Origin of the sequence: Sporosarcina sp. JAI121, assembly GCF_013408665.1 — a bacterium.
GTDB lineage: Bacteria > Bacillota > Bacilli > Bacillales_A > Planococcaceae > Sporosarcina.
Window position 1 is genome coordinate 2,331,887 of sequence record NZ_JACCCL010000001.1, and the last position, 26,328, is coordinate 2,358,214.

Annotated in this window: 22 protein-coding genes and 1 riboswitch; of the genes, 4 read left to right on the plus strand and 18 right to left on the minus strand. The window is 41.1% G+C overall.

Annotated elements, in window-relative coordinates; genetic code table 11:
* Positions 1 to 101 precede the first annotated feature (101 nt).
* Positions 102 to 905: an EcsC family protein gene (locus HDC33_RS11035; RefSeq protein ID WP_179392474.1), complete on the plus strand. Its 804-nt coding sequence runs from the start codon at positions 102 to 104 to the stop codon at positions 903 to 905.
* Positions 906 to 1,001: 96 nt separating this feature from the next.
* Here HDC33_RS11035 and HDC33_RS11040 read toward each other — a convergent pair whose 3' ends face one another.
* The 3 genes from HDC33_RS11040 to HDC33_RS11050 form a co-directional block, all read right to left on the minus strand.
* Positions 1,002 to 2,267, minus strand: a complete 1,266-nt coding sequence (locus HDC33_RS11040) for an acetylornithine deacetylase (protein WP_179392475.1) — start codon at positions 2,265 to 2,267, stop codon at positions 1,002 to 1,004.
* 219 nt (positions 2,268 to 2,486) lie between these two features.
* Positions 2,487 to 2,589, minus strand: a riboswitch (TPP riboswitch).
* A 17-nt stretch (positions 2,590 to 2,606) separates the two neighbouring features.
* Entirely contained in the window at positions 2,607 to 4,826 is a 2,220-nt protein-coding gene (locus HDC33_RS11045; protein WP_179392476.1) for an S-layer homology domain-containing protein, read from the minus strand.
* Between the two features lie 277 nt (positions 4,827 to 5,103).
* On the minus strand, positions 5,104 to 5,481 hold the full coding sequence (locus tag HDC33_RS11050) for a PH domain-containing protein (protein ID WP_179392477.1): 378 nt from the start codon (positions 5,479 to 5,481) through the stop codon (positions 5,104 to 5,106).
* A 476-nt stretch (positions 5,482 to 5,957) separates the two neighbouring features.
* On the opposite strand from HDC33_RS11050, the gene HDC33_RS11055 reads away from it, so the two are divergent.
* Entirely contained in the window at positions 5,958 to 6,290 is a 333-nt protein-coding gene (locus HDC33_RS11055) for a DUF485 domain-containing protein (protein ID WP_179392478.1), read from the plus strand.
* Positions 6,291 to 6,305: 15 nt separating this feature from the next.
* Entirely contained in the window at positions 6,306 to 7,850 is a 1,545-nt protein-coding gene (locus HDC33_RS11060; protein ID WP_179392479.1) for a solute symporter family protein, read from the plus strand.
* A 279-nt stretch (positions 7,851 to 8,129) separates the two neighbouring features.
* Here the strand turns inward: HDC33_RS11060 and HDC33_RS16650 are convergent, their stop codons facing one another.
* The 10 genes from HDC33_RS16650 to argC form a co-directional block, all read right to left on the minus strand.
* Complete coding sequence (locus HDC33_RS16650) at positions 8,130 to 8,252, minus strand: hypothetical protein (RefSeq protein WP_255457343.1); 123 nt, start codon at positions 8,250 to 8,252, stop codon at positions 8,130 to 8,132.
* A complete protein-coding gene (locus HDC33_RS11065) occupies positions 8,245 to 8,553 on the minus strand; it encodes a hypothetical protein (RefSeq protein WP_179392480.1) in 309 nt (102 codons plus the stop codon). The genes HDC33_RS16650 and HDC33_RS11065 overlap by 8 nt, the downstream gene beginning before the upstream one ends.
* A gap of 122 nt (positions 8,554 to 8,675) precedes the next feature.
* Positions 8,676 to 10,070 (minus strand): S-layer homology domain-containing protein, encoded by a 1,395-nt coding sequence (locus tag HDC33_RS11070; protein ID WP_179392481.1) that lies wholly within the window; start codon positions 10,068 to 10,070, stop codon positions 8,676 to 8,678.
* 432 nt (positions 10,071 to 10,502) lie between these two features.
* Positions 10,503 to 12,047, minus strand: a complete 1,545-nt coding sequence (locus HDC33_RS11075; RefSeq protein ID WP_179392482.1) for an S-layer homology domain-containing protein — start codon at positions 12,045 to 12,047, stop codon at positions 10,503 to 10,505.
* A gap of 245 nt (positions 12,048 to 12,292) precedes the next feature.
* Positions 12,293 to 13,249, minus strand: coding sequence for a stalk domain-containing protein (locus HDC33_RS11080; RefSeq protein WP_179392483.1), 957 nt, complete (start codon positions 13,247 to 13,249; stop codon positions 12,293 to 12,295).
* A 102-nt stretch (positions 13,250 to 13,351) separates the two neighbouring features.
* Positions 13,352 to 13,999 carry a hypothetical protein gene (locus HDC33_RS11085; RefSeq protein ID WP_179392484.1) on the minus strand — a complete coding sequence of 216 codons (648 nt, stop codon included), beginning with the start codon at positions 13,997 to 13,999 and terminating at the stop codon, positions 13,352 to 13,354.
* A 243-nt stretch (positions 14,000 to 14,242) separates the two neighbouring features.
* Entirely contained in the window at positions 14,243 to 15,412 is a 1,170-nt protein-coding gene (locus tag HDC33_RS11090; protein ID WP_179392485.1) for an acetylornithine transaminase, read from the minus strand.
* Complete coding sequence (gene argB / locus HDC33_RS11095; protein WP_179392486.1) at positions 15,391 to 16,170, minus strand: acetylglutamate kinase; 780 nt, start codon at positions 16,168 to 16,170, stop codon at positions 15,391 to 15,393. Before argB ends, HDC33_RS11090 begins: the two co-directional genes overlap by 22 nt.
* On the minus strand, positions 16,133 to 17,359 hold the full coding sequence (gene argJ, locus HDC33_RS11100; RefSeq protein WP_179392487.1) for a bifunctional ornithine acetyltransferase/N-acetylglutamate synthase: 1,227 nt from the start codon (positions 17,357 to 17,359) through the stop codon (positions 16,133 to 16,135). Before argJ ends, argB begins: the two co-directional genes overlap by 38 nt.
* 18 nt (positions 17,360 to 17,377) lie before the next feature.
* Positions 17,378 to 18,412: an N-acetyl-gamma-glutamyl-phosphate reductase gene (argC, locus tag HDC33_RS11105; RefSeq protein WP_179392488.1), complete on the minus strand. Its 1,035-nt coding sequence runs from the start codon at positions 18,410 to 18,412 to the stop codon at positions 17,378 to 17,380.
* A gap of 216 nt (positions 18,413 to 18,628) precedes the next feature.
* On the opposite strand from argC, the gene HDC33_RS11110 reads away from it, so the two are divergent.
* Entirely contained in the window at positions 18,629 to 19,408 is a 780-nt protein-coding gene (locus HDC33_RS11110; RefSeq protein ID WP_179392489.1) for an enoyl-ACP reductase FabI, read from the plus strand.
* Positions 19,409 to 19,548: 140 nt separating this feature from the next.
* On the opposite strand, the gene argH is transcribed toward HDC33_RS11110, so the two are convergent.
* From argH to HDC33_RS11135, 5 genes are all read right to left on the minus strand, one after another.
* Positions 19,549 to 20,877 carry an argininosuccinate lyase gene (gene argH / locus HDC33_RS11115; protein ID WP_179392490.1) on the minus strand — a complete coding sequence of 443 codons (1,329 nt, stop codon included), beginning with the start codon at positions 20,875 to 20,877 and terminating at the stop codon, positions 19,549 to 19,551.
* Positions 20,878 to 22,401 (minus strand): Na+/H+ antiporter NhaC family protein, encoded by a 1,524-nt coding sequence (locus HDC33_RS11120; RefSeq protein WP_179392491.1) that lies wholly within the window; start codon positions 22,399 to 22,401, stop codon positions 20,878 to 20,880. It abuts the gene before it with no gap.
* Between the two features lie 170 nt (positions 22,402 to 22,571).
* Positions 22,572 to 23,675, minus strand: coding sequence for a Ger(x)C family spore germination protein (locus tag HDC33_RS11125; RefSeq protein ID WP_179392492.1), 1,104 nt, complete (start codon positions 23,673 to 23,675; stop codon positions 22,572 to 22,574).
* Complete coding sequence (locus tag HDC33_RS11130) at positions 23,672 to 24,754, minus strand: GerAB/ArcD/ProY family transporter (RefSeq protein WP_179392493.1); 1,083 nt, start codon at positions 24,752 to 24,754, stop codon at positions 23,672 to 23,674. Before HDC33_RS11130 ends, HDC33_RS11125 begins: the two co-directional genes overlap by 4 nt.
* 3 nt (positions 24,755 to 24,757) lie before the next feature.
* On the minus strand, positions 24,758 to 26,224 hold the full coding sequence (locus HDC33_RS11135) for a spore germination protein (protein ID WP_179392494.1): 1,467 nt from the start codon (positions 26,222 to 26,224) through the stop codon (positions 24,758 to 24,760).
* Between the last annotated feature and the right edge of the window lie 104 nt (positions 26,225 to 26,328).

Consider the following 26,328-nt stretch of genomic DNA (forward strand, 5'->3'; position numbering starts at 1 on the left):
AAGTATCCAGGTACAATTAAAAAAGACGGAAAAGTTAGAAATGGAACTTTTCAGATGGAATAACGTATAGTTAGTACTCAAAGAAAGAGGCGAGACTATAAGTGGCAGATTCTAAAGAATGGTTAACAGAAGAATTAAAAAAGGTTGAGGTGTGGGAAAAAGATCAGAGTGATTTATGGTTTTGGGAAAAGCTTGGGCGTTTACCATTTAAAATCATTGATAAATTCACTCCTACTTTTATTCAAAATAAAATCGGCTTACTTTTGGATGAACTTGGTCAATATGTACAAACGGGCGGTAGCTATTTAAGTTCCGCTTCTAAAATTCCTGCTTATTATCCTGACTTAGTTGTCAATACATTGGAAGATGTCGAAAAGCTTGATATTTCAACAATGGACACGGCTGTAGAGAAAATCACTGGCAACAGAAAAAAGATCGCGACCTTTCAAGGTGCTGGTACTGGTATTGGCGGTATTTTCACGTTAACAATCGACATTCCTCTACTTCTTAGTTTACAGCTGAAAACATTACAGGATATCGCGATTTGTTATGGCTATGATCCGAAAATAAAAGAGGAACGTTTGTTTATCGTAAAATGCATGCAATTTGTATCTGCTGACATTGTAGGTAAACAAGCCATACTTGCCCAATTGTCTCAATTTGATAATCCTGATGACTCTACGAAACGCGAAGTCCTTTCTGAACTGCAAGGTTGGCGTGAAGTCATTTTTTCTTTCCGGGATCAATTCGGTTGGAAAAAGCTTTTTCAAATGATCCCCATTGCAGGGCTCGTTTTCGGTGCGTTCATCAACCGTTCTGCTGTGAACGATATCGCTGAAGCCGGCAAAATGCTTTATCGAAAAAGAAGAATTATGGAAAGACTCGGGAGTGATGAAAGTCCCTAGAGCCGAAATACCTCGCCCTGCATTAAGATAGGACATTCTTTTAGGTACCTGATTCGCGCACAGCGTACTTGTAAATTAGAAGTTTCTGCGTTTCAACTATTTTTCGCTATTACACCATCTATTGATAAATACCATAAGCGTTTTGGTAAATGTTAATAATTCTTCAATGTTTATCTTTTCATCAACTGAATGAGCCTCTTCCAACTTCCCCGGTCCATATATAACCGTGGGAATCCCTGCTTCACCTAGCCATCCGGCATCTGTTACTGTTTTGGACATGCCAATAGTTGCGGGGCTTTTTTCAGTTTGTTCATGACAGTGTGCAAGCAGTTGAACTCCTACATGATCCTTATTCATTTCGAGCGCCGGGAATATTTCTCCCCGTTCTTCAATCATCGATTTTCCGCCCCATTTATAGTGAATAGGATTATCTCGAAGCCAAGGATCCGCTTTTGCTACATGATTCAAATGTTCTTCGATTTCATTCACCACAGATTGATAGGTTTCATTTGGATAGAAGTGAACAGTAATCCAAAGCCGGCATTCATCCGCTACAAAAGCCGCATGTCTTCCGCCTTCTATCACTGCAGGATTGATGGTGTTGGTACCAGGGGCAAAACCCGGATATTGTTTTGTCACAGCCCAATGGCGTTCTAAATCTTGCAGTCCAGCAATCACTTTCATCATCTTCTCAATCGCACTGGCCCCCTTAACGTTACCGCCCGCATTAAGCATACTCATCCTCATCGCATCATGGAAAACTTCCTTGCTTTTAACCGTTATCCAGCCGGTTATCACGCCTCCCTGTCCGTGAATTTGACGATCGCTGCCATCGACCACGAGTGCGAAGTCTGCCGTATAGCCTTTTTCCATACAAGAAAGCGTGCCAGCCTCTCCAGCTTCCTCTCCAATGACAGCTTGAATTTGCAAATCTCCTTTTAGTTCAACGTCCAGTTCGTTCAGTAGCTTAATGGCTAGTAATGTCGCTGCCACTGCACCTTTCATATCGGACGTTCCTCGACCATATGCAAATCCGTCTTTTTCCGTCAGTTCAAAGACAGGCACGGTCCACTCTGTTTCGTCCCCAACTTCCGCAACGTCAATATGACCATTTATGATTAAGCTGTTATATCGAGTTCCATTTGTCCCCCTTTTAATGCCTACTACATTGGGATCGCCAGGGAATACATCCCAACTGGACGTCTCGAATTTTTCCCTTTTTAAATATTCACGAATATACTGCTGCACCCCGGCTGTATTTCTTGCAGGCGGGCTGACAGTCGGAAAACGGACGAGATCTGCAAGCAATTGCAATAGTTCCTCTTGACGTTCATCAACCAAGTTGCTAATTAGATTTTCCATTTCAATCATCCATTCTCCATTAATTTTTTAGTAAAGTTAATCTGTTTTATATAGGTTGAGAATTGAATACGGTGCAAAAACTGAGCGAAGGCGCCTTACTGGGGTAGCAGAAGCGTGTATTATGGATTTCTTAATTTCAACATATATAGAACCACAAAAATAATGCCGCCTTCCATAATCGGAAAGCGGCTGTTTTCTACGTAGTTACATTCAATTGTTGTAGAGTTTCAGTTGCTTCCCTACGCTAGAATAAACTAGATCAGGTTCGAAGGGTTTACATGCATGATGTGTCTCAGCCAAAATGGCTCCCCTAGCAGACTTCTATTCAGTTAGTGTTTTTTATAATGCGTCCGTTCGTTCTTCCCCTTCAGGAAGATATTGCATTAAGTCGATATCACGCAATCCGTTCTTTATCTTTGTAGTGTACCCTAGCTGTTCATTCGATAAAAACGATGCTTTGGAAGCAATCATTTCTTCAAGCAACGGCAAATACGTCGGGTCAATATCTCGCCAAAGCTTATAAGAGTTAATTAAATCCTCTAACGTAAGGTGTTTGTAGTCATCGCCCTTGTAGTCTCGCAGTGGAGAAATACGGTACCAAATATCGCCGCTATCACGTAGCCAATCTTCTTTATCCGCTGCAATCGCAGTTTGAATAGCCCGTGCTGTATCTATATATTTTTGATCATCGAACTCATTGTAGGCCATGAGTAAAATGTTCATACCGCCCAACACGTGATTCATGGACGCATGCGTCGTCACTTCTTGCGCAATTGGGAAATAATCAGAAATGTAGAATGATTTATCATTTACCGGAATGATATTTCCTTTACTCTTTTGTGAAACGAGTAAGTCTGCGTAATTGCGGAGCGGTTCCTTCGCATTTTCAACTCCAAAATCAGCCCCGCTATTATAGTAGAACAGCGCAATTTGCTCGTTGAAACGTGTATCAATAAATGGAGCGGTAATGTCATATAAATCTTTCAAGTATGTGCTTGTGACCTCTGTTTCCCAATAATCCTTATCACCCTTGAAATTCTTCAAGTTAACAAATGAGTTGAAAATCAAGTTCTCAAAATAACGGTCCTCTTGCTCATTATATAAAACCAATGCACGATCTTCTTTTAATAGAAGTAAATTTCTACCGTATCCTTGTCCTGTATCAGGCATCGGCTCTGTCGTTGTCGCCATTTTATTGAATGGTCCGCCCGCCGTGTACCAATTATTACGCTTTTTATAGTACGTGGCAGATTCAAGCATCCAGCTTTCCATATTCTCATCACTTTCGAATAATTGGTCATCCGCATTCATATACCACTGGTCAACAATGTCGTCACCTTTCGAATCCAATGTATGGACAGAAAGTAAAGTCGTACCTACTTGGGCATATGATAATGCCTCCTTTTCACCGAGTAATTGACGCATGTAGCTGTATCCATCATCTTCATACTCCAATGACAATTGCTTTGATATATATGATTGCCCGACCATCCGCTCCTTCACTGTTCCATCTTGCTTTACGAAGCGCAGCAAACCGGTCGGATAGGACGTTGTGTCACTGCCGAAAACATCTTGATCACTCCGTTTAATTTTATAGCGATCATAACGGGTCAGCCCGAATGATTCAACTTCATTTTCTTTCTGAATCACATCGACTGTTACAGCTGATTTAGAAGGATTTTCGAGTTTTGAAAATAAGAAATAATCACCATTATCAAAGGAACGAACCGTCAACTCGATTGTTGCCCCTTGTTCGCCCACGTCATATGTGTAAATATTATCTCTTGAAAATGAATTATCGATTCTCGTATGATTTGTGAACAGGATATTCTCTGCGGATCGTAAGTATATCGGGTGCTCGTCAAATGATACTTTCATTAAGCTAACATTCAAAGGGATTCTTATGAAATTAGCCGATAGCTCCAAATCAGTTAACTCGTACTTTTTGGCAATTGCAATTTTACCGCTCTCTACAAGTGCTTGATGCAGAACGACTGCAAAAGAAGCGCGGTCAATCATTGCCCCTGGATTGACAAGACCATTTTGAGTAACCTTCAACGCCCCATATTGCGGAACAATGCCTGCAATCCCTTCGGAAGATGAACGAATGCTTGGCCAATCGATAAGAGTATTAGCGTTTTGCAAGTTGAATGCGCGTTCTATTGTGTACACCATTTGCCTTTGAGTTAAAGAATCCTCTATACCAAAAGTGTTATTCCCTTCCCCGGTGAAAATAGGTAAAAATGATTCTTCTTGTAACTGTAGCGCTTTCGCAAAAGATTTCGCAGCCTCTCCGACTGTCATTTCCATATCCGGGCGGAATTGCATATCACCGTCGCCCACCATGATGCCCATTTCTACAAGTTGCATGACTTCGTTTTTCGCCCAATGGCTATTTGGAATATCAGTGAATTTTGCGGCAGTCGTTACTACTTCCGACTCAACGGATTTGGTTTTTTCCATAATCGGTGTATCGTCTATAGCTAATACGATGGTTGCTGATGTTGGCATTGCTACTGTTAACGCTAGAGCGAAAAACAGTGTATGTATTTTCTTCATTTTTGTTTAAAGCCCTCCCTTAATTTATATAGTTTCTTGGAAAATAGTACGTTGAATTAACTATAATTATAACATTTTTCATCATTATTTGGAGTTTCATACACATTTGAGTAGTTTGCTGAATGTAAATAGTAAAGTTAGGGAGCTTTACTCTTAATCCGTTTTGGGATCATTCCCGCTGTAAGCCTGACCGCTGCGCTACAAACAATCACGATTATTCGAGTGACTGGTAATGGACACTTAATTATGTACCTTGAATAAGTCCACATAATTAAGTTTATTTCAAAACATATTCTGCTAACACACTTTGTACTTTATAAATATTCAAGGATTTGTTGAATTTCTTTTGAATTGGTGCTGAACTTCCCGATAGCCAGATTTTCAGTTCAGCATCAAGGTCGAAGGTCCCCGCGGTTTCGATTGAGAAATGTACAACACTTTTATATGGAATGGAATGATATTCAACTTTTTTTCCCGTGACGCCCTGTTTATCTACAAGTAATAGACGCTTATCCGTAAATATTAACAAATCCCTAATCAGTTTATAAGCATGCTCCACCTTTTCAGTAGGTGTAAGTAAATCCTTCATTTCTTTCTCTGCTTTAATCAAATCAATTTCAGATGCATTCCCCATCATCCCGTCAAAAATACTCATTTTTATTCCCCCTATAAATAGTTTATCAGTGTACATTCGTATCCTCTTTTAACCAGCCTTTCAATGAATCCTTCATCCAGTTGTTGCTCGGTATGAAAACCCAAAGATATGCTCCTTCGACAGATTTATAGACTGATCATAGTCCTATCACTTTACCATATTTGGTACTATATTTGTCTGATAGTTCGTGACCAATAAATTATTTGATTAGTTTTGTTGTAACTTATCCTTTGTTTCTGAGTTGGCTTCCGTACTGTTTTTCGCCCCAAAAGATTTTAGATTTACACTATTCTGAAAGACACTTGTACATTGTCGGAATTTTTGGTAATGTAAGTTGATATCCACTAAAGTTTTCATATTTTACTAGTTTTGGGTCGTTTCCCAAATCAAATGAAAGCGTTTTCGTTTTAAAAAAGGGGGTTGAACAATCTAAGGAACAGTAGTTTTCAAAACTTCATAAAAAAGGGGATGAAATCATGAGTAAAAGTTCCAAAAAGAAACAAGTGAAACCGACACTGGATTATGAAAAAATCATCGATACACCCGAATTCAAAAATTTGGTTAAACGGAAAAAAGCCTTCTCTACACCGTATATAATTTTCTTTTTTGTTGCCTTTTTCACCCTGCCGATTTTAACCGGATATACAAATATACTCGAAGCTCGCGCCATCGGTTCAATGACTTGGACATGGGTGTACTCATTATTAATGTTCGTAATGGTATGGCTATTTACATCCATCTATATGAATAAGGCAAAAAGCTTCGATAGAGATGTCGAAGAAATAGTAAAGAAAAATGTTTTGAAATAAAGGGGGGAACAGCATATGGATAATATCATTTCAATACTAATTTTCGTTGCAGTAATCGGACTGACACTCGGAATTACATACTGGGCAGCTAAACAGACAGCAACTGCAAGTGATTTTTACACTGCCGGGGGATCATTGACCGGTTGGCAAAACGGGATGGCAATCGCCGGCGATTACTTGTCTGCTGCTTCATTCCTTGGTATTGCCGGGGCAATCTCTTTAAATGGATTTGATGGTTTTTACTACAGTATCGGTTGGTTAACAGCTTATCTGGTCGTTTTATTTCTAATTGCAGAGCCCCTTCGTAATCTAGGGAAATTTACAATGGCTGATATGATCGGGGCTCGTTTCGGGGCAAAAAAAGTTCGGGGCGCAGCGGCGTTAAATACAATTACGATTGTTTTGTTTTATATGCTTGCTCAGCTTGTTGGTGCAGGTGCACTTATTAAATTACTTTTAGGAATCGATTATTGGATTTCAGTTCTGATTGTTGGTGTAATGATGACGATCTATGTATTATTTGGCGGTATGACTGCAACAAGTTGGGTTCAGATCGTTAAAGCCATTTTACTTATGATAGGTACCATTGTCATTTCATTCCTCGTTCTTTTAAAATTCAATTTCAATTTCATCGGCATGTTCGATGCCATGAGAACGGCAACACCGCATGGTGAAGCTTTCTTGCATTCCGGAATAATTTATAAGGATCCAATTGGTCTTATATCCGTTCTAATTGCACTTGTTTTAGGTACGGCAGGATTGCCTCATATCTTAATGCGCTTCTTTACAGTGAAGGATGCAAAAACAGCTCGTTCATCTGTTATTTATGCGGTTTGGATTATCGGAATATTCTACGTCCTAACTATTTTCCTAGGATTCGGCGCCGCTAAATTCGTTGGTGTTGATGCAATCATTGCAGAAAATGCTGCCGGTAACATGGCCGCACCAATGCTTGCAGGCGTTTTAGGCGGGGCGGCATTGGAGTCATTTGTTGCTGCAGTTGCTTTCGCGACAATTCTAGCGGTTGTTGCGGGGCTCGTATTATCAGGAGCTTCAGCGATTGCCCATGATATTTATGCAGAAATTATTAAAAAAGGAAAAGTAACGGAGAAACAACAAGTACGGGCCGCAAGATTTGCTGCGATTGGTGTTGCTGTTTTCTCTATCATTTTGGCGCTCGGTGCGGAAAAGTTGAATGTCGCGTTCCTTGTTTCACTGGCATTCTGTATTGCAGCTTCTGCAAACGTCCCGACAATCCTCCTAACAATCTATTGGAAAAAATTTAATACAACAGGTGCAGTTGCTTCAATGTTAACCGGTTTGATTGTCGCACTAGTCCTCGTTGCTTTAAGTCCAAGCGTTATTAATCCTGTGGAGGGGGCGGCGTTCTTCGTAGGTGAGCCAATCTTCCCGTACGCTAACCCGGCCATCATCTCGGTTCCAGCTGGATTCTTGGCAGCTATTATCGGTACGCTCGTTTCTTCCAAGAGGCATGAAGCTGATGAAGTGTCTTATGCTGAAGTGAAGTTTAAAGCGGAAACAGGTTACAGAGAATCTTGATTGTTAACTTTTAATATCAATATCAAAAACAGTCTCCCTTCTTTGAACTCGTTCATTTAAGTGGAACGAACACAGATTAGACCGCTAATTCCTAATTGAATTAGCGTTCTTTTTATCTTTAAATTCGTATATTGCATACAAATTGCGTTTTCCTTTTCGAGAAAAGCGTAAAATACTTCCTATTCTTATAATTAAGAGGTATTTTAGTAGATGGCTTACGGTACATTATCATTTAACTTCTATTAAAAGAAGCTTCACCTATTATATGTGCGAATGGTTTCAATCTTCAACTTCCGTCAAATCCCTTAAATTCGTTGAACCGAAAACGAGGAGAAGTAGAAATACAATTAAGATGACTGTATTGAGAAATTTTCCGGGGTCGAAACCCTTTGTTTCACTCACGTCCGCTCCCCCTGTCTTTATTCATACGCCTTTTTATTCCCTCGAATAACTCGTCTAATGTCAAATCACCATTCTTCTCTAGAAAATCAGTCATTTCATCCTTTTTCCGACCATTTACATTTTTGAATTCCCCTAACAATGTAACCGCAATTACTGGTTTATCCCTAAATAATTGAACGGAATCGACTTTTAGTTTGCCGAGCAAAAGAAGCGATGCGGCAACAATTTCAAGATCCTTCCCATTCAAGAGATCGCCCAGCGTGTATTTCGAATTTGAATTATAGTTATAGTCGTTGTACACGCCTGCACACGTCCTTTTTCGGGATAGTGGTTCTCACAAAGTTACCTTCTTGTTTATCGTATGTGAAACTCGTTCGCTTTGTGTTTGAAGTGCTCATGAAAAAAGCACCCCGAAGGATGCTTTTATTTCTTAAAGGAATGTTTTCCCCCTTTTATATCCACTATTTCAATGGTAGTGTCCGTTACAGTCATATCTTTCGCTTGGACAGAAGAAATTTTCTTCGTTTTACCGTCCAACAAACTGAAAGCGAAAACACCTGTTTGATTGAAATAATACATGGTTGACGGATCATATTTAACCGATTTGTTGTTTTGGTTCACGTTCGGTTTTGTTTTGGAGCCTTTTATGTCGTCAAAAATGACGCGTGCATTAAATTCATGCACTTTCTTTACGCCGAAGCCATTTTGATCGGCTGAATAAAGGATCAATGAATCATCAATATTCACTGTTTCATTAAAGCTTTTATCAAATTGACGAACCTTTTTCTCCACAGTGAAGTAAATTTCGAAATTATGAAATGTTACATTCCGAATGACGTTGCTATTTGGAAGATTATACATGCGAATATCCATGTACTTCTCCCCGTTCGTAGCAAGTTCTTTTCCTGAAATCGCCGATGTCATCAGTCCATACTCTGTCGGTATTCCGCTCTTAAGATCAACTTCTTTCCAATAAGGGATGAGAATTTGATTATTGAATAAAATGATTGGAAATCCATCTCTTAGCCTTTGCTCAACATATCCATCTGTATCTTTGAAATCATCTTCCGTAAGCAAGATGACTTTTTCTTTTGTTTTTTGATTAACTTTCACCAATTCGCTGTTTTTTATCGTATACATCCAACCATTCCGACTGACTTCCAGCCCTTTTTCACTGACTGCAGATCGATAACCTGCTAGTTTCATTTTGTCGTCAAGGGAACGAGCCAAAAAGGATGAGAACTGAGAGCGTGTTACCGGATTTCCTGGTTTGTATGTTCCGTCTTGGTATCCACCCGCAATCAAGTTTTTGGCCAAGCTGTTTATATCTGCAAAAGCCCAATTTGCGGGAGACACATCAACAAAAGTAGGTTGATTGTCCTGTGGCAGTTCGAACGCTCTGCGCAAAATTGCCGCCATTTGTGCTCTTGTTGTTATTTCACCAGGACGCATATAGCCGTTATCCCCTCGGATGATGCCCAACTCATTGACTGTTGCTAAAGTTTGATAATGACTGGATGCCTTAGTAACGTCGTTAAATTTCACTGTTGGTGTGTCGATCAGTTTGATATCGAGTGCCTTCACTAACATCGCAGCAACTTGAGCACGCGTGATCGGTTGGTTTGGTTTAAACGTTCCATCGGGGTAACCGCCGATAATGTTCTTTTGGTATAAATACAGAATGTCTCCGCTCGGTCCTTTTAAATCGGAAAACGGGTTAGAATCTTGGTAGTTGGGAGACACTGCTGCTGCATTCGCAATGGGCAACATTGAAAAAAGTAGCCAAAAAGCCATAAGTGTCATTGTAAGTTTCTTCATATTATCCCCTCCCTATTTCACTAAATTATATCATAGAGTAGTAGATTAGTTCAGCAAGTCTAGTGACCGACAATCTATAGTAGTTGAAAAAAGGGATTCCATTGAATCCGCTACGGCGCTCGGGCATGTCTCCCGCATTTGTCGATGCTAATTATTTTTCGGCATCCCCATATTGTAGATCGCTTTGATCGGGCTGAGTTTTACTTTTTCTTGATTTGAAAACATTGAGACGCCGTATAAGATTAGTGCACTCATTATACAAAAAATAGCGAGCCTTTCCTCAGTATCTTTGAGGTAAGACCCGCTTTTCATCTGTAATCACTGTCTCGATAATTAGGCATCAATTTATATACCTAGGCAAATTATCGCAGGCGCCTTTCATGGACAAGCGTTCGGACAGGCCTGAAACTTTATCAAAAAGAGGTGATCATTTCATTTCAAATACCTTCTCGAACCCGCAAAATTCGCTTTGTAGGGATGTGCATCAATCGAGATGATTTCCACGTTCCTGCTTGAATTCGGCGCATGGATCATTTGATTGTTTCCGATGTACATCCCTACGTGATAGACCTTCCCTTTTCCCTGATTGTACGCGAAGAACAGCAAGTCGCCCGGCCGCATATTTTTCCTGGCAACGGGTGTACCGTTAACAGCCTGGACGAATGAATCACGCGGAATCATGATGCCGTGATTTTTGTACACGGAATGAATGAGTCCTGAACAGTCGAAGCCGAAGCCTGATATACCTGACCAGACATAAGGGAGTCCCAGGAACATTTTAGCGCTATCTACAATGTCTTTCTGGGTCGGCTTTGGAATCGCCGCAAAGTTTTTAACGATTTTAGCGTCTTGCTTGCGCAAATATTTCACACCGTTGGAGGGCGTTTGAACGTGGATCCACTCGCCTTCTTCCTGAATGACCGGAAGAATAGTCGTGTAGCTAATATCCACGAATTTATTCGCTTTTTGGGGTTCGTTGTATAGGGTCGCTATATTCGTATCGACGATAGCTATTTTACAATCCGTGTAATCAGCTGTCGTTTCGGTTACATGGGATTTCGGTACCCATCCCGGATAACCTGCTTTATTCCTGGGCGTGTATTGATCTTTCACAGCGATTTCATGCCAGTTGCCACTGCTTTTCAAAATAACGACTTCTTGGCCGTATAAAGCCTGTGTATCCGTTTTTCCTACAAGCCATAACTTTTGGCTGACAGACATGCCTTTCGTCCATTTTGCGATGTCGGTTGGACTGGAAATCGAAGGACGGTCCACTACACGATTTTTGTTCGGCGATTTCCAAAGGTTTGTCACCTGTACATTGACGACAACCTTCTTTTTACTGTCTGCCTTGTAACAGACGGGCTTCTTTTTAAATTCCGGATTCAAGATACGGGCAAGGAACACTCCGAAATTCGCTTTCGTAATGAATGCTGTCGGCTTGTATGTATTGTTCGGGTAGCCGGTAGTGACTTCATTAAAAAATAGTATATTAATCGATTCGGATGCCCAATATGAAGGAGCAACGTCCTTGAAAGCATGGTTAGACGTTCCTTTCAACTTAAAGGCACCGACTAGAATTGCTGCCATCTGCCCTCTTGTCAACTTATTGTTTGGCATGAACGCACCTTTTTCATTGCCATTCATGATTCCTTCGTCTGCTATCGTGGCTATGATTTCGTAACCCTCGTCATGGGCCGTGACGTCGGTGAAGTTTGGATCAGGCCGGTCTGCCGTTTTCAGGCCTAGTGCCTTGATAATCAAAGTTGAAGCTTCCAAGCGGGTGATTTCTTCGTTAACGCCGAAGTTTTTTGCCGGATCTGCAAAAATGATGCCTCGCCCCGCCAAATAATCCAATTCTGCTTTCGATGCGTGTTTGTCACTGACGTCTTTGAATAAAGGCGCCGCAGATACGTTGCCGACTGTTGTAAATATAAGAAGGAATGCGGTGAAAAACACCATAAACTTTTTTATCATCTGAATTCTCCTATTCTACTAAAGGTTTGTATAGTAATCATACAGTAGAAAGAAAATTCCGTATAGACATTCTTTACTAGAAAAATTGAGGTATTGTTTACGATGTATAAACTGAGCGTAGGCGGTGAAGCGGATTTGAACGGATTCTTTCTTTCAATTAATATAGTAATAAGAAAAAAGCCCAAAACGTCCGCCCCCATTGAAGACGGTCCCATCGTTTCAGGCTTGCTTGTTATATAGTCTAGTTATCGGTTTTTGACCATCAGTTCAAGCATCTGTTCAGGCACATATGTTTTCATGCCTTTCATTTCGGGTGCTACTTCGAAATATCCGATGCTGCGGTTATACCCATACATTTTGTCGCCGCGTTTCACAGTAAAGGAACTGTTCTGTAATGTGATGATTGCACCGTTCACTTCGGGCTGGGACTGGACATAGTAACCAAGCTCTTCCGCCACTTTCCGAAGCGGAATCATCTTAACTCCATTTTTCATGTAGTGATCATTGCTAATGATTTCTTGCACCTTTGATGTGTCCGACTTTTCAGGTTCTGTCGGTGTTTCTGTTCCTGGCAGCTCTTCTGTTACATAATCCAGAGCAATAATTTTGGACGGTGTCGTTTGCGGTGGAAGACTTCTTGTCGTTACATCGTAGAAAACAGCTAATTCCTTCCCTTGAAGATTTTTTTCCTGAATTTCTTTTCCTTCTTGATTCAGAAGAATCGTATCTTTATCTAGGTTCAGCTTTAATTCCCCGTCCAGACTAAGGTACGCCTTGTTAAATTTGGCGATTTTCACTTCTCCGAAAATGTCTTCATCTTTCACGACAATGACTTCAGGGGTTACTTGCGCAGGATAAATTAAGATCATTGGCTTATTTTTATCATAATATGCTTCAACTCTTGATCCTTTTTTCAAAGTCGTTTTTTGAATGGATTTAGTCGTTCCGCTATTGAATAGTAGTGATTCGTCGTTGATGCGCAACATCATGATCATTTCATCTTTGTCTTCAACCGTCACTTGAATCTCTTTCGCACCTTTTTCAATTTCTTTCACGACACCGGAAAACTTCATGTAGTTTGTCGCGTCCTTTTCATTGTCTTCAATGACTTGTGTCTGCTCATCTTGTGCAAATGTCGGGTATGTACCGGCCATACTTCCCGTCAACAATGCAGCCAGTGCGATTGTACCGATTTTCTTCATACTCTCTCTCCTCACTTTTTGTTATTCAATGAATTCGACGGCTCATGAAGGTAAAAGTTACAAAGAGATGAAGGTTTTTCTATTTTGGTACCCATATGCCCACTAAATCTGTATGAATCTTAATTCGCTGAAATCCATGTAAACCTGGTAACCGCCTTCCCACTGCTCCTTTAGCCATATGATGCATTCATGCATCTCTTCACTATGCTGTTTCGCCAGTCCCTCCAACACATCCACTTCATTAAAAGCGGCTAAGCACCATTTAGGATCCGGAAGCAGATTCAACCATTCAGCTTCTTCTTTGTCCAAGCTATCTACAGGAGACATTTTCATGGCGACCGGAAGCAAAATACTCCACTTACTTCCTAAGCCGATCTTCTCTACGAACTTTTTGACTTCTACTATAAATCGGAAAGACCATTCGAATGTGTTTACATCATCCCAGCTTGTCACTTGAAGGTCATAGTAGACAATCTGTTCTTTTTTCAGTAATCTTTCAACCATACTTTGTTTTACCGGGCTTTCAATGAAGGTTGCATTCCTGAACGCCGCCACTTTAATGGGTGCTTTCATTTGTTCCTCGTTATAATTCACTTGTCTTTTATGTACTTTTTCAATATATTCATCCATTTGCTTCAATAATGTAAGTAGTGTCTGCTCTTCGTCAGCTGATAATCCCTTCGTCACTTGCTTTTCACGTAAGCTTTGAATGCCCGTGTAAAGTTCTTGCCGCTCATCAACAGTCACCATTTTCCCTCCCCGTTTTCGCTGTTACTGATTACTATTAGTGTACATCGTTTCCACATAATTAGTTTCAATATTTATCCAAAATGATTCCAAAGGTTCAGAATAATGCGCAGAGTATAGGCAGAAGACCTAATAATAGTAAAAAAACCAAACAGACCTGCTATCGCGTAGCAAGTCCTTTTGGTTTACCTTCAGACAGAGGTCTATTGAATAGCGATTCACTGAACGCTTTAATTCAAACGTTTGTTAAGAATGCGCGATTTGTTCCTTGAGTAAAATTGCCGCAAGTATATCCACCGCTTGGTCGATTTCTTCATAAGTGACTGTTAAGGGCGGCAACAATCGAACGACATTGACTCCTGCTTGAACGAGCAGTAACCCCGCCTTTTCAGCCTGTTGAATGAATGGCAAAACATCCTCATCGCATTCAATACCGAGTAATAAACCGGCTCCACGAACGGCAAATTGCTCCTGTGGTAACACAGTTTGTATTTTTTCGATTAGATAGTTCGATTTATCTTCAACTTCTTCCAGGAACTTTTTCTTAAAGACAATATCGACAACCGTTTGTGCAACTGCGACGGCTAGGGGATTACCTCCGAACGTCGTGCCGTGAGATCCTGGCCCGAATGAATGAAATAGCTCTTTTGAACCGAGCATGGCACCAATCGGGAATCCCCCGCCTAATCCTTTGGCTAATGTAATAATGTCTGGCTCAAGCGCTGTCTGCTCATATGCATAACGGGTTCCCGTGCGGCCTATGCCTGTCTGCACTTCATCGACAATCAGTAAAATCCCGTTTGATTTGCAGATGTCTGTTACTTTTTGTGCGAAGCCGGGATCGACTTGGTGGACGCCGCCTTCCCCTTGTATCACTTCCAGCATAATTGCGGCTACATCACCGTCGATTGCAGCTTCCAATTGTTCCTCATCGTTGTATGGAATGATGCGGAATGTTTCCAGCAATGGACCGAATCCTTCGCGAACCTTCGCTTGCCCGGTTGCGGACATAGCGCCGAACGTCCGTCCGTGAAACGATTGTTCAAATGTAATGATGACGTTTTTCTGTGTATGTTTACGTGCTAATTTAATGGCAGCTTCGTTTGCTTCAGCTCCGCTGTTACAAAAAAATGCATGGCTGAAAGGTGTATCTCGTACGAGCTTCTCTGCCACTAATTCCTGCTCAGGGCTTTCAAATAAATTTGAGACATGCCATAGTTTTTCGCTTTGTTGTTTGACCGCTTTGACGAGGGCATGGTGCGCGTGACCAAGGCTGACGACTGCGATTCCACTTGTAAAATCGAGGTAGTCCTGTCCTTTGTCATCCGTCACAACTGTTCCACTTCCTTTTACAAGATGAATGGAACGTCGCGCATAATTCTGAAATAATGTACTCAAGTGAAAACCTCCTCGCATTTAATGGTGGTACCTTCCAATTGCTGTCCGACAATCTTCACCGATGGAATGCCTGCACCTAAACAATCAAGTGCAGCTTTCACTTTCGGCAGCATGCCTCCATAAATTTCACCCGTTTCAATCCATTTTCCGATTTCCGTCGGTGATGCTGTTTGTTGGACGCAATCTTCAATACTTATACCTGGTGTGTCAGTAACCAGTAGCAGACTATCCGCATTCATCGCAAGCGCGATTTCGCTTGCGACAGTATCCGCATTGATATTGAGCGGAGCGCCATCATCTGTCGCTCCGATACAAGCGACGACCGGAACTAGCCCTGCCTGAAGTATTTTTTCGAGCAATTCGGTGCGGACATGCTGTATTTCACCGACAGAACCGTATCGCTCTTCGTTCAACACTGTACAAACTAGCAATTTCCCATCACTTCCATTCAGACCTATCGCATCAACGCTGCCTTTATTCAACTGATGGACGAGAGCCGGATTCACTTGGCCGATCAACGTCGATTGAACGATGCCCACGGCTTCTTTCGACGTTACACGGATGCCATTCACTACGGAGGATGTTATCTTGTTTTTGGCTAATTCCTTATTGATGAAAGGTCCGCCTCCATGAACGAGTATGAGTTCATGACCCGTTTCCTGCAATTTCTTGAAATTCGTGAAAAAAGCTTCACTCAACCCTTCTAGCATGCTTCCACCTAGCTTCACTACCATTCGTTTACGATCGGTATGTTGCGTTGATTTGGACATAGTCATATGTTAAATCACACCCCCACGCTATTCCTTTTCCGTTCCCCTGTTGAAGGTCGACAAAAATTTTCACTTCCGGCTGTTTCAAATAGACAAGCAATTGCGCTTCTGAAAAGGTTACCGGTTCCCCTTTTTCAACGACTGTCGTAGAGCCGATGTCGATCTTTATCGTATCTGGATTCAGTGTGGCTCCGCTATATCCGACGGCAGCAATGATTCTTCCCCAGTTCGCATCACAGCCGAAGATAGCTGTTTTTACGAGTGGTGAACCGACGACCGTTTTGGCGATTTTACGTGCTTCAGCATCCGTAATCGCTCCTGTCACTTCGACTTCAATCAGCTTTGTGGCACCTTCTCCATCCTTCGCAATCATTTTTGCCAAGTCTTGCGAAACGGCTTGCAATGTCGCTATAAATTGTTCCCATCCCTCATGTGCGGGCGTCAATGAATCATTCCCTGCCATGCCGTTCGCCATAACAAGCACCATATCGTTCGTAGATGTATCGCCATCCACCGTAATGGAGTTGAACGTCAGGTCTGTAACTGTTTTAAGCGCCGCTTGCAGATGAATCGATTCGATGTTGGCATCGGTTGTTATAAAACCGAGCATTGTTGCCATATTCGGATCGATCATACCCGATCCTTTTGCTGTTCCCGCAATCGTGACTTTTTTGCCATCGATTTCTGTGCTGTATGCGGTATTTTTCGTGACAGTATCCGTCGTTAATATCGCTTGGGAAAATAGAATTGAACCTTCCAGCTCTGAACTGGGTTCCAATTTCTGAATCCCCTTTATGATCGGTTCCATCGTCATTACTTCCCCGATGACACCAGTCGATGCAACACCGACCAACTCAGGCGCAATGCCAAGTTTTTCCGCCGTTTTTTGTTGCATTTGACGTGCGTCTTTAACTCCTTGCTTACCCGTACAAGCATTCGCATTTCCTGAATTCACAATGATTGCCTGCATTTTCCCTGATTGCTGAATCGCTTCTTTTGTGACAATCAACGGTGCGGCCTGAATGGCGTTTGTCGTAAACACACCTGCAACACTTGCCGGTACTTCGCTGATGAGCAATGCCAAATCATTTTTTTTATGTTTAATGCCGCAATGGAGTCCCGTCGCTTTAAAGCCGATTGGGGATGCGATGTTATTTCCCGATAGACGCTTCAGTCCTATAAGTGTTGTTGTCATAATAGTACTCCCCCTAAGTTAGATGAATGCCGGGACCAGTGACAGGCCAGTTATTTCCTCAAAACCGCATTGCACATTCATATTTTGAATGGCTTGCCCAGCTGCCCCTTTTACCAAGTTGTCGATGACAGAAACGACTGTGGCCCGATTCGTCCGCGGGTCAACATTAACGAGGAGGTCACAATAATTCGATCCGTATACTTGATTGGTACCAAACTTATTCTTTTCCTGCAACACACGGACAAACGGATGATTGGCATACGTTTCAGTCAGACACTCAACAAGATGAGCCTCTGTCACCCCTTCTACGACAGGTGCATAACACGTTGCAAGAATTCCCCTTGTCATAGGAACTAAATGCGTACTGAATGTAATTGGAGGTGTTTCTTTCGCAAAAAGTGCAAATGCCTGCTCTATTTCCGGGATATGCTGGTGCTGATTCAATTTATAGATGGAAGTATTTTCATTCGTTTCGCTGAAATGCGTCATTTGATTCGGCTGGTTACCCGCGCCGGAAACACCACTTTTCGCATCTATGATCAATTGATCGGCAACGATGACGTTTTCTTTCAGTAAAGGTAATAATGCCAAAAGTACTGCTGTTGGATAACAACCCGGGTTTGCAATCAACTGCGCTTGCCGGATTGCTTTTGAATTCCATTCGGTCAATCCGTATACGCTTTGTTCGACTGCCGATGCCGGTGCAGGTTCTTTTTTATACCACTGCTCATATTCAGTCAGATTTTTTAATCGAAAATCTCCTGACAAATCGATAAGTTTAGGTCCCTTTCCAATTAGCGGGGACAATAATGTACTTGCCACTCCAGCAGGTGCGCTGGAGAAGATAACATCGAATTGTGCTAATCGGTCATGTTCTATTTTTTGAAGCGGCTGATCAGCTATATTCATAAGATGCGAATACTTATGGGAGAATACCGTTCCTTCGTCGGAAGACGTGAATAGTTCAATCCGTTCGACTTCAGGGTGGTTATGCAGTAGCCGTATGAGCTCAAGTCCACCGTATCCTGAAGCACCAATGATTCCTACCTTCATTCCAATCACCCCTGTTTTCAACTTAAGCTTATTATATGTATGCATAATTATAAAGTCAACTGTATTTTTATTTATTGCAAACATTTCAGTTTTGGATGCGTTTTCATTTTTAATTTGCAGCTATTCACACTATGTGAGCAAATATGCTATACTTTGCTTAGCATCTGGTACTACTAATAGGTATAGGTGAATTCACTACCTACTCAGGAGGTCACTATGGACGATTTACTTAAAATTAAAGGTAAAAACATTGTTGTAATGGGCGTGGCGAATGAACGGAGCCTTGCTTGGGGAGTCGCAAAAACGCTATTTGCAGTTGGGGCGAATGTCATTTTCACCTATCGAAAAGAGCGTTCTCTCATTAAACTTGAGAAACTGTTAAGTGCAGCCGGCTACGAGGCGAAAATGATCGTGCAGTGTGATGTAAATGAGGATGAAAGCATCCACGAGGCGTTCGGAAAAATCGGCGCGGAGCTCGAGACAATCCACGGCGTTGTACATTCACTTGCATTTGCACATGCTGAAGATTTAAAGAATGACTTTGTAGAAACAACGAGAAGCGGATATGCATTCGCGCAGGATACAAGTTCTTATTCTCTCATTGCGACTGCCAGAGAAGCACGTCCATTCATGACCGAAGGCGGTTCCATCGTAACGATGAGTTATTTGGGAGCGCAGCGCGTACTTGACGGCTATAACGTAATGGGCGTTGCAAAAGCGGCACTTGAAGCATCTGTAAGGTATTTGGCGTTCGATTTAGGGAAAGATAATATTCGTGTCAACGCGATTTCAGCCGGAGCAATCCGCACGCTGTCCGCAAAAGGCATCGCTTCCTTCAATACCATTCTGACTCAAATTGAAGAACAAGCACCGTTAAAACGCAACGTGACACAACAAGAAGTGGCGGAGATGACGTTGGTCACTTTGAGCAATCTATCCAGCGGTGTTACGGGTGAAATCATTTATGTAGATGCCGGCTATAATATTATGGGATAACAGAAAAAGCTTGAAAGGACGAATCTGTCCTTTCAAGCTTTTTTATATATGGAGATGGGATTCATGGAGCGACCATATATCCTTGTAGACCGACCGTATACTCCCGGCAACCAATCATATCCCCCGCCATCCGCTTACTTTTATTTCCCCACTTGCTTCATCAAATGCTTATTCCCTTTTGTAATAATATTTTCGTAGTCGATATATTCATAAATATCATCGGAAATCTGCTCACTGAACTTTGCCAACTCTTCAACCGTCAAGTCCTCGATCGCCTTCTTCTGTTGTTCGCAATAAATGATCAGTTTCCCGACGATTTCGTGAGCATCGCGGAATGCAGTCCCTTTGCCGACCAAATAATCGGCAACTTCAGTTGCATTGAGGAAGCCGGCTTTAATCGCTGCTTTCATATTATCCGCATTGACCTGCAGTGTATCAATCATTTTCGACATAATTTCAATACAGTCCAGCACAGTATCAAGTGCATCGAAAAACTGTTCTTTATCCTCCTGCATGTCTTTGTTGTATGTCAGCGGTAGTCCTTTTAACGTCGTTAACAGTGAAAATAACGAGCCATAGACTCGTCCCGTTTTACCGCGAATTAATTCCGCTGCATCAGGATTTTTCTTTTGCGGCATAATACTGCTGCCTGTTGAATAAGCATCTGCCATATCGATAAATTTGAATTCCTGGCTGCTCCATAAAATAAGTTCCTCGCTCAAGCGGCTCAAATGCATCATAATGATTGAGAAATCCGACATGAGTTCAAGTAAATAATCGCGGTCACTGACACCGTCAAGGAAGTTGTCGACGGGTTTTGCAAAACCTAATAGTGCTGTAGTCACATCACGATCGATGTTATGTGTTGTACCAGCAAGCGCTCCACAGCCTAGTGGATTTTCATTTAAAATATCAATCGCATTTCCAACACGTTTTTTATCTCTGTTAAACATCTGTGCATACGCACCTAAATGATGGCTGAATGTCACGACTTGCGCCCGCTGTAAATGCGTATAGCCAGGCATGATAACATTGTTTGCTGCACCTTTTTCATTCAACGAATCAATGAGCATTTGTAGGTTGTCCATCACTTCGGTTGCCTTGCTTTTTGCGTATAATCGCATGTCTACCGCCACCTGGTCGTTACGGCTGCGTGCTGTATGCAGTTTCTTGCCTGTTTCTCCAATGCGTTCCGTCAAATGCATTTCCACGAAAGAGTGAATATCCTCGTAATTACCTTCAATTTTAATCGCACCTGTTTCGATATCGTTCAAAATGGAATCAAGTCCGCCTACAAGCAGCTCTCCTTCTTCCGGTGTCAATAAATCACTGTGTACCAGCATCGTAACATGCGCTAAGCTACCTGCGATATCTTCCTTATACAATCTATGATCAACAGGCAATGATGTATTAAATTTCTCCATTATTTCATCTGCACGACTTGTAAATCGTCCGCCCCAAAGCTTCATTTATGCTACCACTCCTTTTTTGTATTTACTTGAATTCAGTTTCGATAAAACAAGCACTGCCAAAATTAGAAGAACGACCGTCAAAAGTAACGTGATTGCGCTTCCCGTAATACCCGCTACGATAAATCCGACAAATGCAATTGTCGCGTTAAGAAGAGCATACGGGAATTGTGTTTTTACGTGATCGATATGATCGGCTCCCGCGCCTGTTGACGAAAGAATCGTCGTGTCTGAAATTGGTGAACAATGGTCTCCGAAGATTCCCCCCGAAAGAACCGCACCAATACAGACTAACAGATGTGCATCGAGGGTGACAGCCATCGGTATGGCGATTGGAAGCATGATTGCGAAAGTCCCCCAAGAAGTGCCGGACGCAAGTGACATTCCAGCTCCTACAAGGAATAGTATTGCTGGAATAATGAACGCAGGCACATTTCCTTCCATCACTTCAACAATATAGTTTGCTGTTCCCATCTCATTGATCACTTTACCGAGAGACCACGCTAGAACGAGTGTAACGGCAACATACACCATTTTTTGCATACCTGTTGTATAAATATTGAAAATCTCACCAAATTTTTTCACTTTATAGATGAGCATTAAAATGATAATTGTAACGGCCGCAAACAAGTAAGCTGTCGATAATGCAACCCTGAATTCATTCCCAGGTACCGGCTTGAAAGGGAATCCAAACGAAATCAAAAGTCCGAACAACGTAATGAACAATACTGCTAATGGAAGTAAGATTAGGTTTGCATGACTTCCTTTTGTCCTTTCATCATTCTCTTCAGGTTTTCGAAGAGGCGTCGATTCAGGCCAGTAAAGGGCGCCTGTCTGTTGAATACGTCTTTCCGCTTTTGCCATAGGACCGAAATCCAATTTTGTCATTGCCACAAGAGGAACCATCAAAACAGCTAATATTGCATAAAACTGAAATGGGATGACTTGGACTAAAGTGCTAAATTCGGAAGTCGTTATATTCAACAAGTCAAATTCATTTTTAATGAGTCCCATGATATAAACTCCCCATCCGATGAACGGAATTAACACCGCCACCGGAGATGAGGTGGAGTCAATAATCCAGGCAAGCTTCTCTCTGGATATTTTGGCTTTGTCAAAAATCTTTTCAAACACTGGACCAACGATCAAAGGCGTGCCAATATCAGAGAAAAAGATGATAACCCCGCCGAGCCAAGCGGACAGCTGCGCTCTCACACGCGTGTTAATAGACTTTGCTGCTTTCTCCGCAAGAGCTGCACCCCCTCCTGACTTTTCCATTAAAGCTACAAATCCGCCAATGAAAAATAGTAAAACTAAGACTGCGGCATTATAGCCATCCGCCACTTGTATAAACAAGTAATTTTCGATTGTCTCCATCGTCGCCTCAAGAGGACGACCTCCGACCAATATTAAAACACCAATGTATACGCCTGAAAATAGCGATATCACAACATTTTTCGTTACAATCGCTAATATCACTGCGATTATTGGTGGCAACAACGATACAATACCCATATGTTCCATTAAACTCTCCTCTTTCATTCATCAATATGTATAATTATGAACTATATTTCATGATTACTCATTTGACAAGAAGTATTAATGGATGGACAGTAGTTCAAATTTTCTCTCCATTTAACAATTTAAACAAGTGCAACCAATCGTTACGCTTGTTAATTTATCAATTTATTGACTTATTTTAAAATGCCTGTATTAAGAAGGTCGAAATCTACACTTACATTGTATTCTACCGAAGCAATTATTTTTTCAGTTAACTTTTCATTCCATTTCCCTTTGTAATACATTCTGAAATATTCACTGAAACCGACGGGGTCAACTTCCAATTTCCGTAGTTTTTCCAGGAGATCTTTTACTTCCTGTTCCACGTGTTTGCTAATATCCTTTTGCAGTTTTGCAAAATCTTCATCTTTGCTTAAATCTTTATTTCCCTTATATTCAACGAGGGATCCCTGCAATTTTATTCGAATGGACACTTGTGGGGAATCCAAACTTTTATTACTTCTAATCTTCACTTTATTTTCAATCAATTCTATATGCAGTTCTTCCTTATCCGAGCCCTTATCAAGGGTAATATCAAGCGGTGCAAGTTTATCCAACCCTTTCAATGCTTGGATAAATGACGATTGTTTACGTGATACTGTTTCAAGCATTTTACCTCCGTCAAACAAAGTAACGCTTGCAATTTTAATCGAATCCTCTTTTTTTTCTAAATAAGGCATAGATGAATGGGATACAGTGTTCGTTTCTGCATTAATAAAATCATGCAGTGTTGTAAAGGGACTAAATGATGTATGCATTTTGGGTTGTAACAAATCATGTAAATACGTATTTATACTTGGAATGTTAGGGAAACTCCCTTTCAAAATATCTTCCGCTTTATCTTTCACGACAGCAAGATGAATATTATTCCCAACGGTTGCATCCCGATAGAAATGCTTAGCTATAACCGTTACATCTCCTTTCCTTGCATATTCCTCGCTGAATAAAATTGTTCGAAGCTGGCTTAATGCAATCATTTTTCCCGCCTGCGAAGAGACCTCGGTGAACCCATCCTGGATTAACGATGTATTCACTGTATAGTTTTGTGTGATTTCCTGTGAATCGCCTGTCGATTGTGGAATAGACACAGTCATCCTTACTTCATCTTCACTGATATAATCGAAGGCAATACTGCTGACCATCGATAAATCCTCAACGGAACTTGAAGGTTTTTTTTGCGTACAACCAACTGTACCTAACAAACTAATTAGGAATGCGAAGAATATAAAACGTTTCATTTTACAACCTCTTTTTTTGTTTTCAGTAGATGGATTATGCAAAGGAAGCTTGGCCAAATCATAAATCCATAGTTACTATAATAAACACGTTCATAAACCATCTTTTGATATTCCGCTGGAAATGGAATGCTTACTATGCCAAACACAATAGCAGCTATAATATATAAGTGACTCTTTTTTTCTTTATCCCGTATGGAATCCAACCCTTTTTTTGCAACCCATAAAAACGCAGCCGCGGTTGTGAGAATTAAAAAAACCCACAGTGAAATCGCTAAAACATCAACTCGCTCCAGAAAAGGAAGTGTAACCGCGTTAAGCAAATATAAAACCGGATACATCACATTTTCAAGTTGCCATTCGGAATAATACATGACACTCGCAAAGACTGTCACAAAATATACAGATACGGTGATCCATATGCCTAAAGAAGCTTGTTTAAATGCTTTTTTCTGACAGATGATATATGGAAAGTAAAAAAGGATTATTTCAAATCCAGACATTGCTATAAAACCATTTTTTGTTGCTGTGAAAAACTCCTGTCTAGTAAAATTAAAAAGAGGCAAAATATGTTTAATGTCCCCTTCACCAATTGCCCATTTCAAAAAAAAGAGAATCCAAACCACTAGAAAAAAACTAATGATACAAAAACGGGCGATTGACTTAATGTCACCGTTTACAATGTAAACGAGCAATAGCATGAAGACGATCAAAGGCCCGATGATTGTCCGATCCGGAAGCGCAATAATTTGTATAAGGTCTAAATACCCCTCAACAACAGACGCCAAAGTCAACACTGCATATAAAATCAGAAAGCCATTCAGGCTTCTCCCCAGCCATTTACCAAGCAGCAACTCGTGAATAGCGAACAAATTATGTTGTTTATATTTCAAGGCGATCCAAATCATCGGAATAAGTAACAGATTTGCAATAACTCCGAACAGGAGCGGGAACCACCACTGGCTAAAGCCTAGCGGACTAAGTAAATTTGGCAAAGTTAATAAGATGTTGCCGCTCATCACAAGATGGACGAGAAAGACGACATGATATCCGTTCAATACCTTTGTTTGGTTTTGATCCATGACCTATTCCTCCCTGTTTTCTGGGAGTACTTTTTTGCTTTCTGCACTTGCGACGCCCTTTTTATGTTTTAGGAAGGAAGTTGGGGCCAAAACGATGCTGTCAAGGAGGTCTGTCCATTTCCTAGGTATGACTGGAGACATAAAAGGAGTTCCTAAAGATGTTAAATTTACTAAATGATAAATAAGCCATGCAAAAGCTATCATTTGCCCGTATAAACCGAAGAAACCCGCTGATAAGATAAAAATGTAGCGAACAAAGCGACTTGCATTACTCATTTTATAACTTGGCGGTAAAAAGGAAAGTAATGCTGAAATGGCTACTAACACAATCAATATATTACTGACAAGACCTGCTTCAACGGCTGCTGTCCCAATAACGATACCACCCACAATACCAATCGTTTGTCCGATTTTGGTCGGCATCCGAGACCCTGCTTCTCTTAGTACTTCAATAACTAATTCCATGAATAGTACTTCAATGACTGGCGGGAAAGGAACCCTGCTTCTTGATTCATATAAACTTTTTAACACTTCATAAGGTAACATTTCTGGATGATGAGATAGAGCGGAAATATAAAAAGGAGTTAGCATTATCGTTAAAAAGAAACCGAAAAAACGGATGCAACGAAGTAACGTGGCTGTGGTCCAACGGTTATAATAATCTTCCGGGGACATGAAAAAGCCAAGAAAGGAACTCGGACAAATCACCGCGCCAATACTGTTGTTCATCATGATAACAACCCTTCCGTCAATTAGAGAGCTTGTTACCATGTCAGGCCTTTCGGTTACTTGGTATTGAGGAAATGGAGAGAATTGATGGTCTTCCATTAGCTGGGCTAAAATGGTGATATCATTAAAACCTCTATAGTCAATTGCTTCAATTTTGTTAATAACCTTGGTCAAATTGTTGTCGTTTACAATTTTTTCGATATACAAAACAGAAACTTTCGTATTTGTTTCCGTTCCAATAATATAGTCACGATTTTTTAATCTAGTATTCTGAATCCTTCTTTTAACAAGGGATAGGTTTGTTTGCAGAGATTCGGTAAATGCATCCCGGGGACCGCTGACCGTTGATTCGGTATCCGAATTGGCGATTGAACTAGTTGGCGGGCTATATGTATTCACGGTTGAAAAGAGATTCTTTGATTGAAAATAAACAATTGTGTTCCCTTCAGTAATGGAAGATAAAATGCTAGAAATATTGACTTTCTCAGGTACTTCGGCAGATTTCAACAGGTCTTCCTTATTCGTTAACAATGGCGCGATTACAGTTCTGTGTAGTGTAAGTTTTTCGATAAGTGAACTAAGATAAATGATTGTCACGAGTTCATCGGCAGTTTGAATGTTTTTAAATACAGCATCTTCTACTTCATTTAGCTTGTTCTTAATGGCGTCAAGAAGTACATTATCGTTTTGTATGGATGTTTCATTAGAAAAACCATTTTTATCACTCTCCGAAAAACTCATCTCTATCACCTCACTATTTCTTCATATTGTTATTATCAATCTCTCCCAAACCATGCTAATTTATACAAGAAGGCTTATGCTAGTCAGTGGTAGCGGACGTCTTA

Excerpts from the sequence above, each read along its gene's own strand:
- HDC33_RS11040 (WP_179392475.1), bottom strand. The coding sequence starts at position 2,267 with ATGGAAAATCTAATTAGCAACTTGGTTGATGAACGTCAAGAGGAACTA.
- HDC33_RS11045 (WP_179392476.1), bottom strand. The coding sequence starts at position 4,826 with ATGAAGAAAATACATACACTGTTTTTCGCTCTAGCGTTAACAGTAGCA.
- HDC33_RS11050 (WP_179392477.1), bottom strand. The coding sequence starts at position 5,481 with ATGAGTATTTTTGACGGGATGATGGGGAATGCATCTGAAATTGATTTG.
- HDC33_RS11055 (WP_179392478.1), top strand. The coding sequence starts at position 5,958 with ATGAGTAAAAGTTCCAAAAAGAAACAAGTGAAACCGACACTGGATTAT.
- HDC33_RS11060 (WP_179392479.1), top strand. The coding sequence starts at position 6,306 with ATGGATAATATCATTTCAATACTAATTTTCGTTGCAGTAATCGGACTG.
- HDC33_RS11070 (WP_179392481.1), bottom strand. The coding sequence starts at position 10,070 with ATGAAGAAACTTACAATGACACTTATGGCTTTTTGGCTACTTTTTTCA.
- HDC33_RS11075 (WP_179392482.1), bottom strand. The coding sequence starts at position 12,047 with ATGATAAAAAAGTTTATGGTGTTTTTCACCGCATTCCTTCTTATATTT.
- HDC33_RS11080 (WP_179392483.1), bottom strand. The coding sequence starts at position 13,249 with ATGAAGAAAATCGGTACAATCGCACTGGCTGCATTGTTGACGGGAAGT.
- HDC33_RS11085 (WP_179392484.1), bottom strand. The coding sequence starts at position 13,999 with ATGGTGACTGTTGATGAGCGGCAAGAACTTTACACGGGCATTCAAAGC.
- HDC33_RS11090 (WP_179392485.1), bottom strand. The coding sequence starts at position 15,412 with ATGCGAGGAGGTTTTCACTTGAGTACATTATTTCAGAATTATGCGCGA.
- argB (WP_179392486.1), bottom strand. The coding sequence starts at position 16,170 with ATGACTATGTCCAAATCAACGCAACATACCGATCGTAAACGAATGGTA.
- argJ (WP_179392487.1), bottom strand. The coding sequence starts at position 17,359 with ATGACAACAACACTTATAGGACTGAAGCGTCTATCGGGAAATAACATC.
- argC (WP_179392488.1), bottom strand. The coding sequence starts at position 18,412 with ATGAAGGTAGGAATCATTGGTGCTTCAGGATACGGTGGACTTGAGCTC.
- HDC33_RS11110 (WP_179392489.1), top strand. The coding sequence starts at position 18,629 with ATGGACGATTTACTTAAAATTAAAGGTAAAAACATTGTTGTAATGGGC.
- argH (WP_179392490.1), bottom strand. The coding sequence starts at position 20,877 with ATGAAGCTTTGGGGCGGACGATTTACAAGTCGTGCAGATGAAATAATG.
- HDC33_RS11120 (WP_179392491.1), bottom strand. The coding sequence starts at position 22,401 with ATGGAACATATGGGTATTGTATCGTTGTTGCCACCAATAATCGCAGTG.
- HDC33_RS11125 (WP_179392492.1), bottom strand. The coding sequence starts at position 23,675 with ATGAAACGTTTTATATTCTTCGCATTCCTAATTAGTTTGTTAGGTACA.
- HDC33_RS11130 (WP_179392493.1), bottom strand. The coding sequence starts at position 24,754 with ATGGATCAAAACCAAACAAAGGTATTGAACGGATATCATGTCGTCTTT.
- HDC33_RS11135 (WP_179392494.1), bottom strand. The coding sequence starts at position 26,224 with ATGAGTTTTTCGGAGAGTGATAAAAATGGTTTTTCTAATGAAACATCC.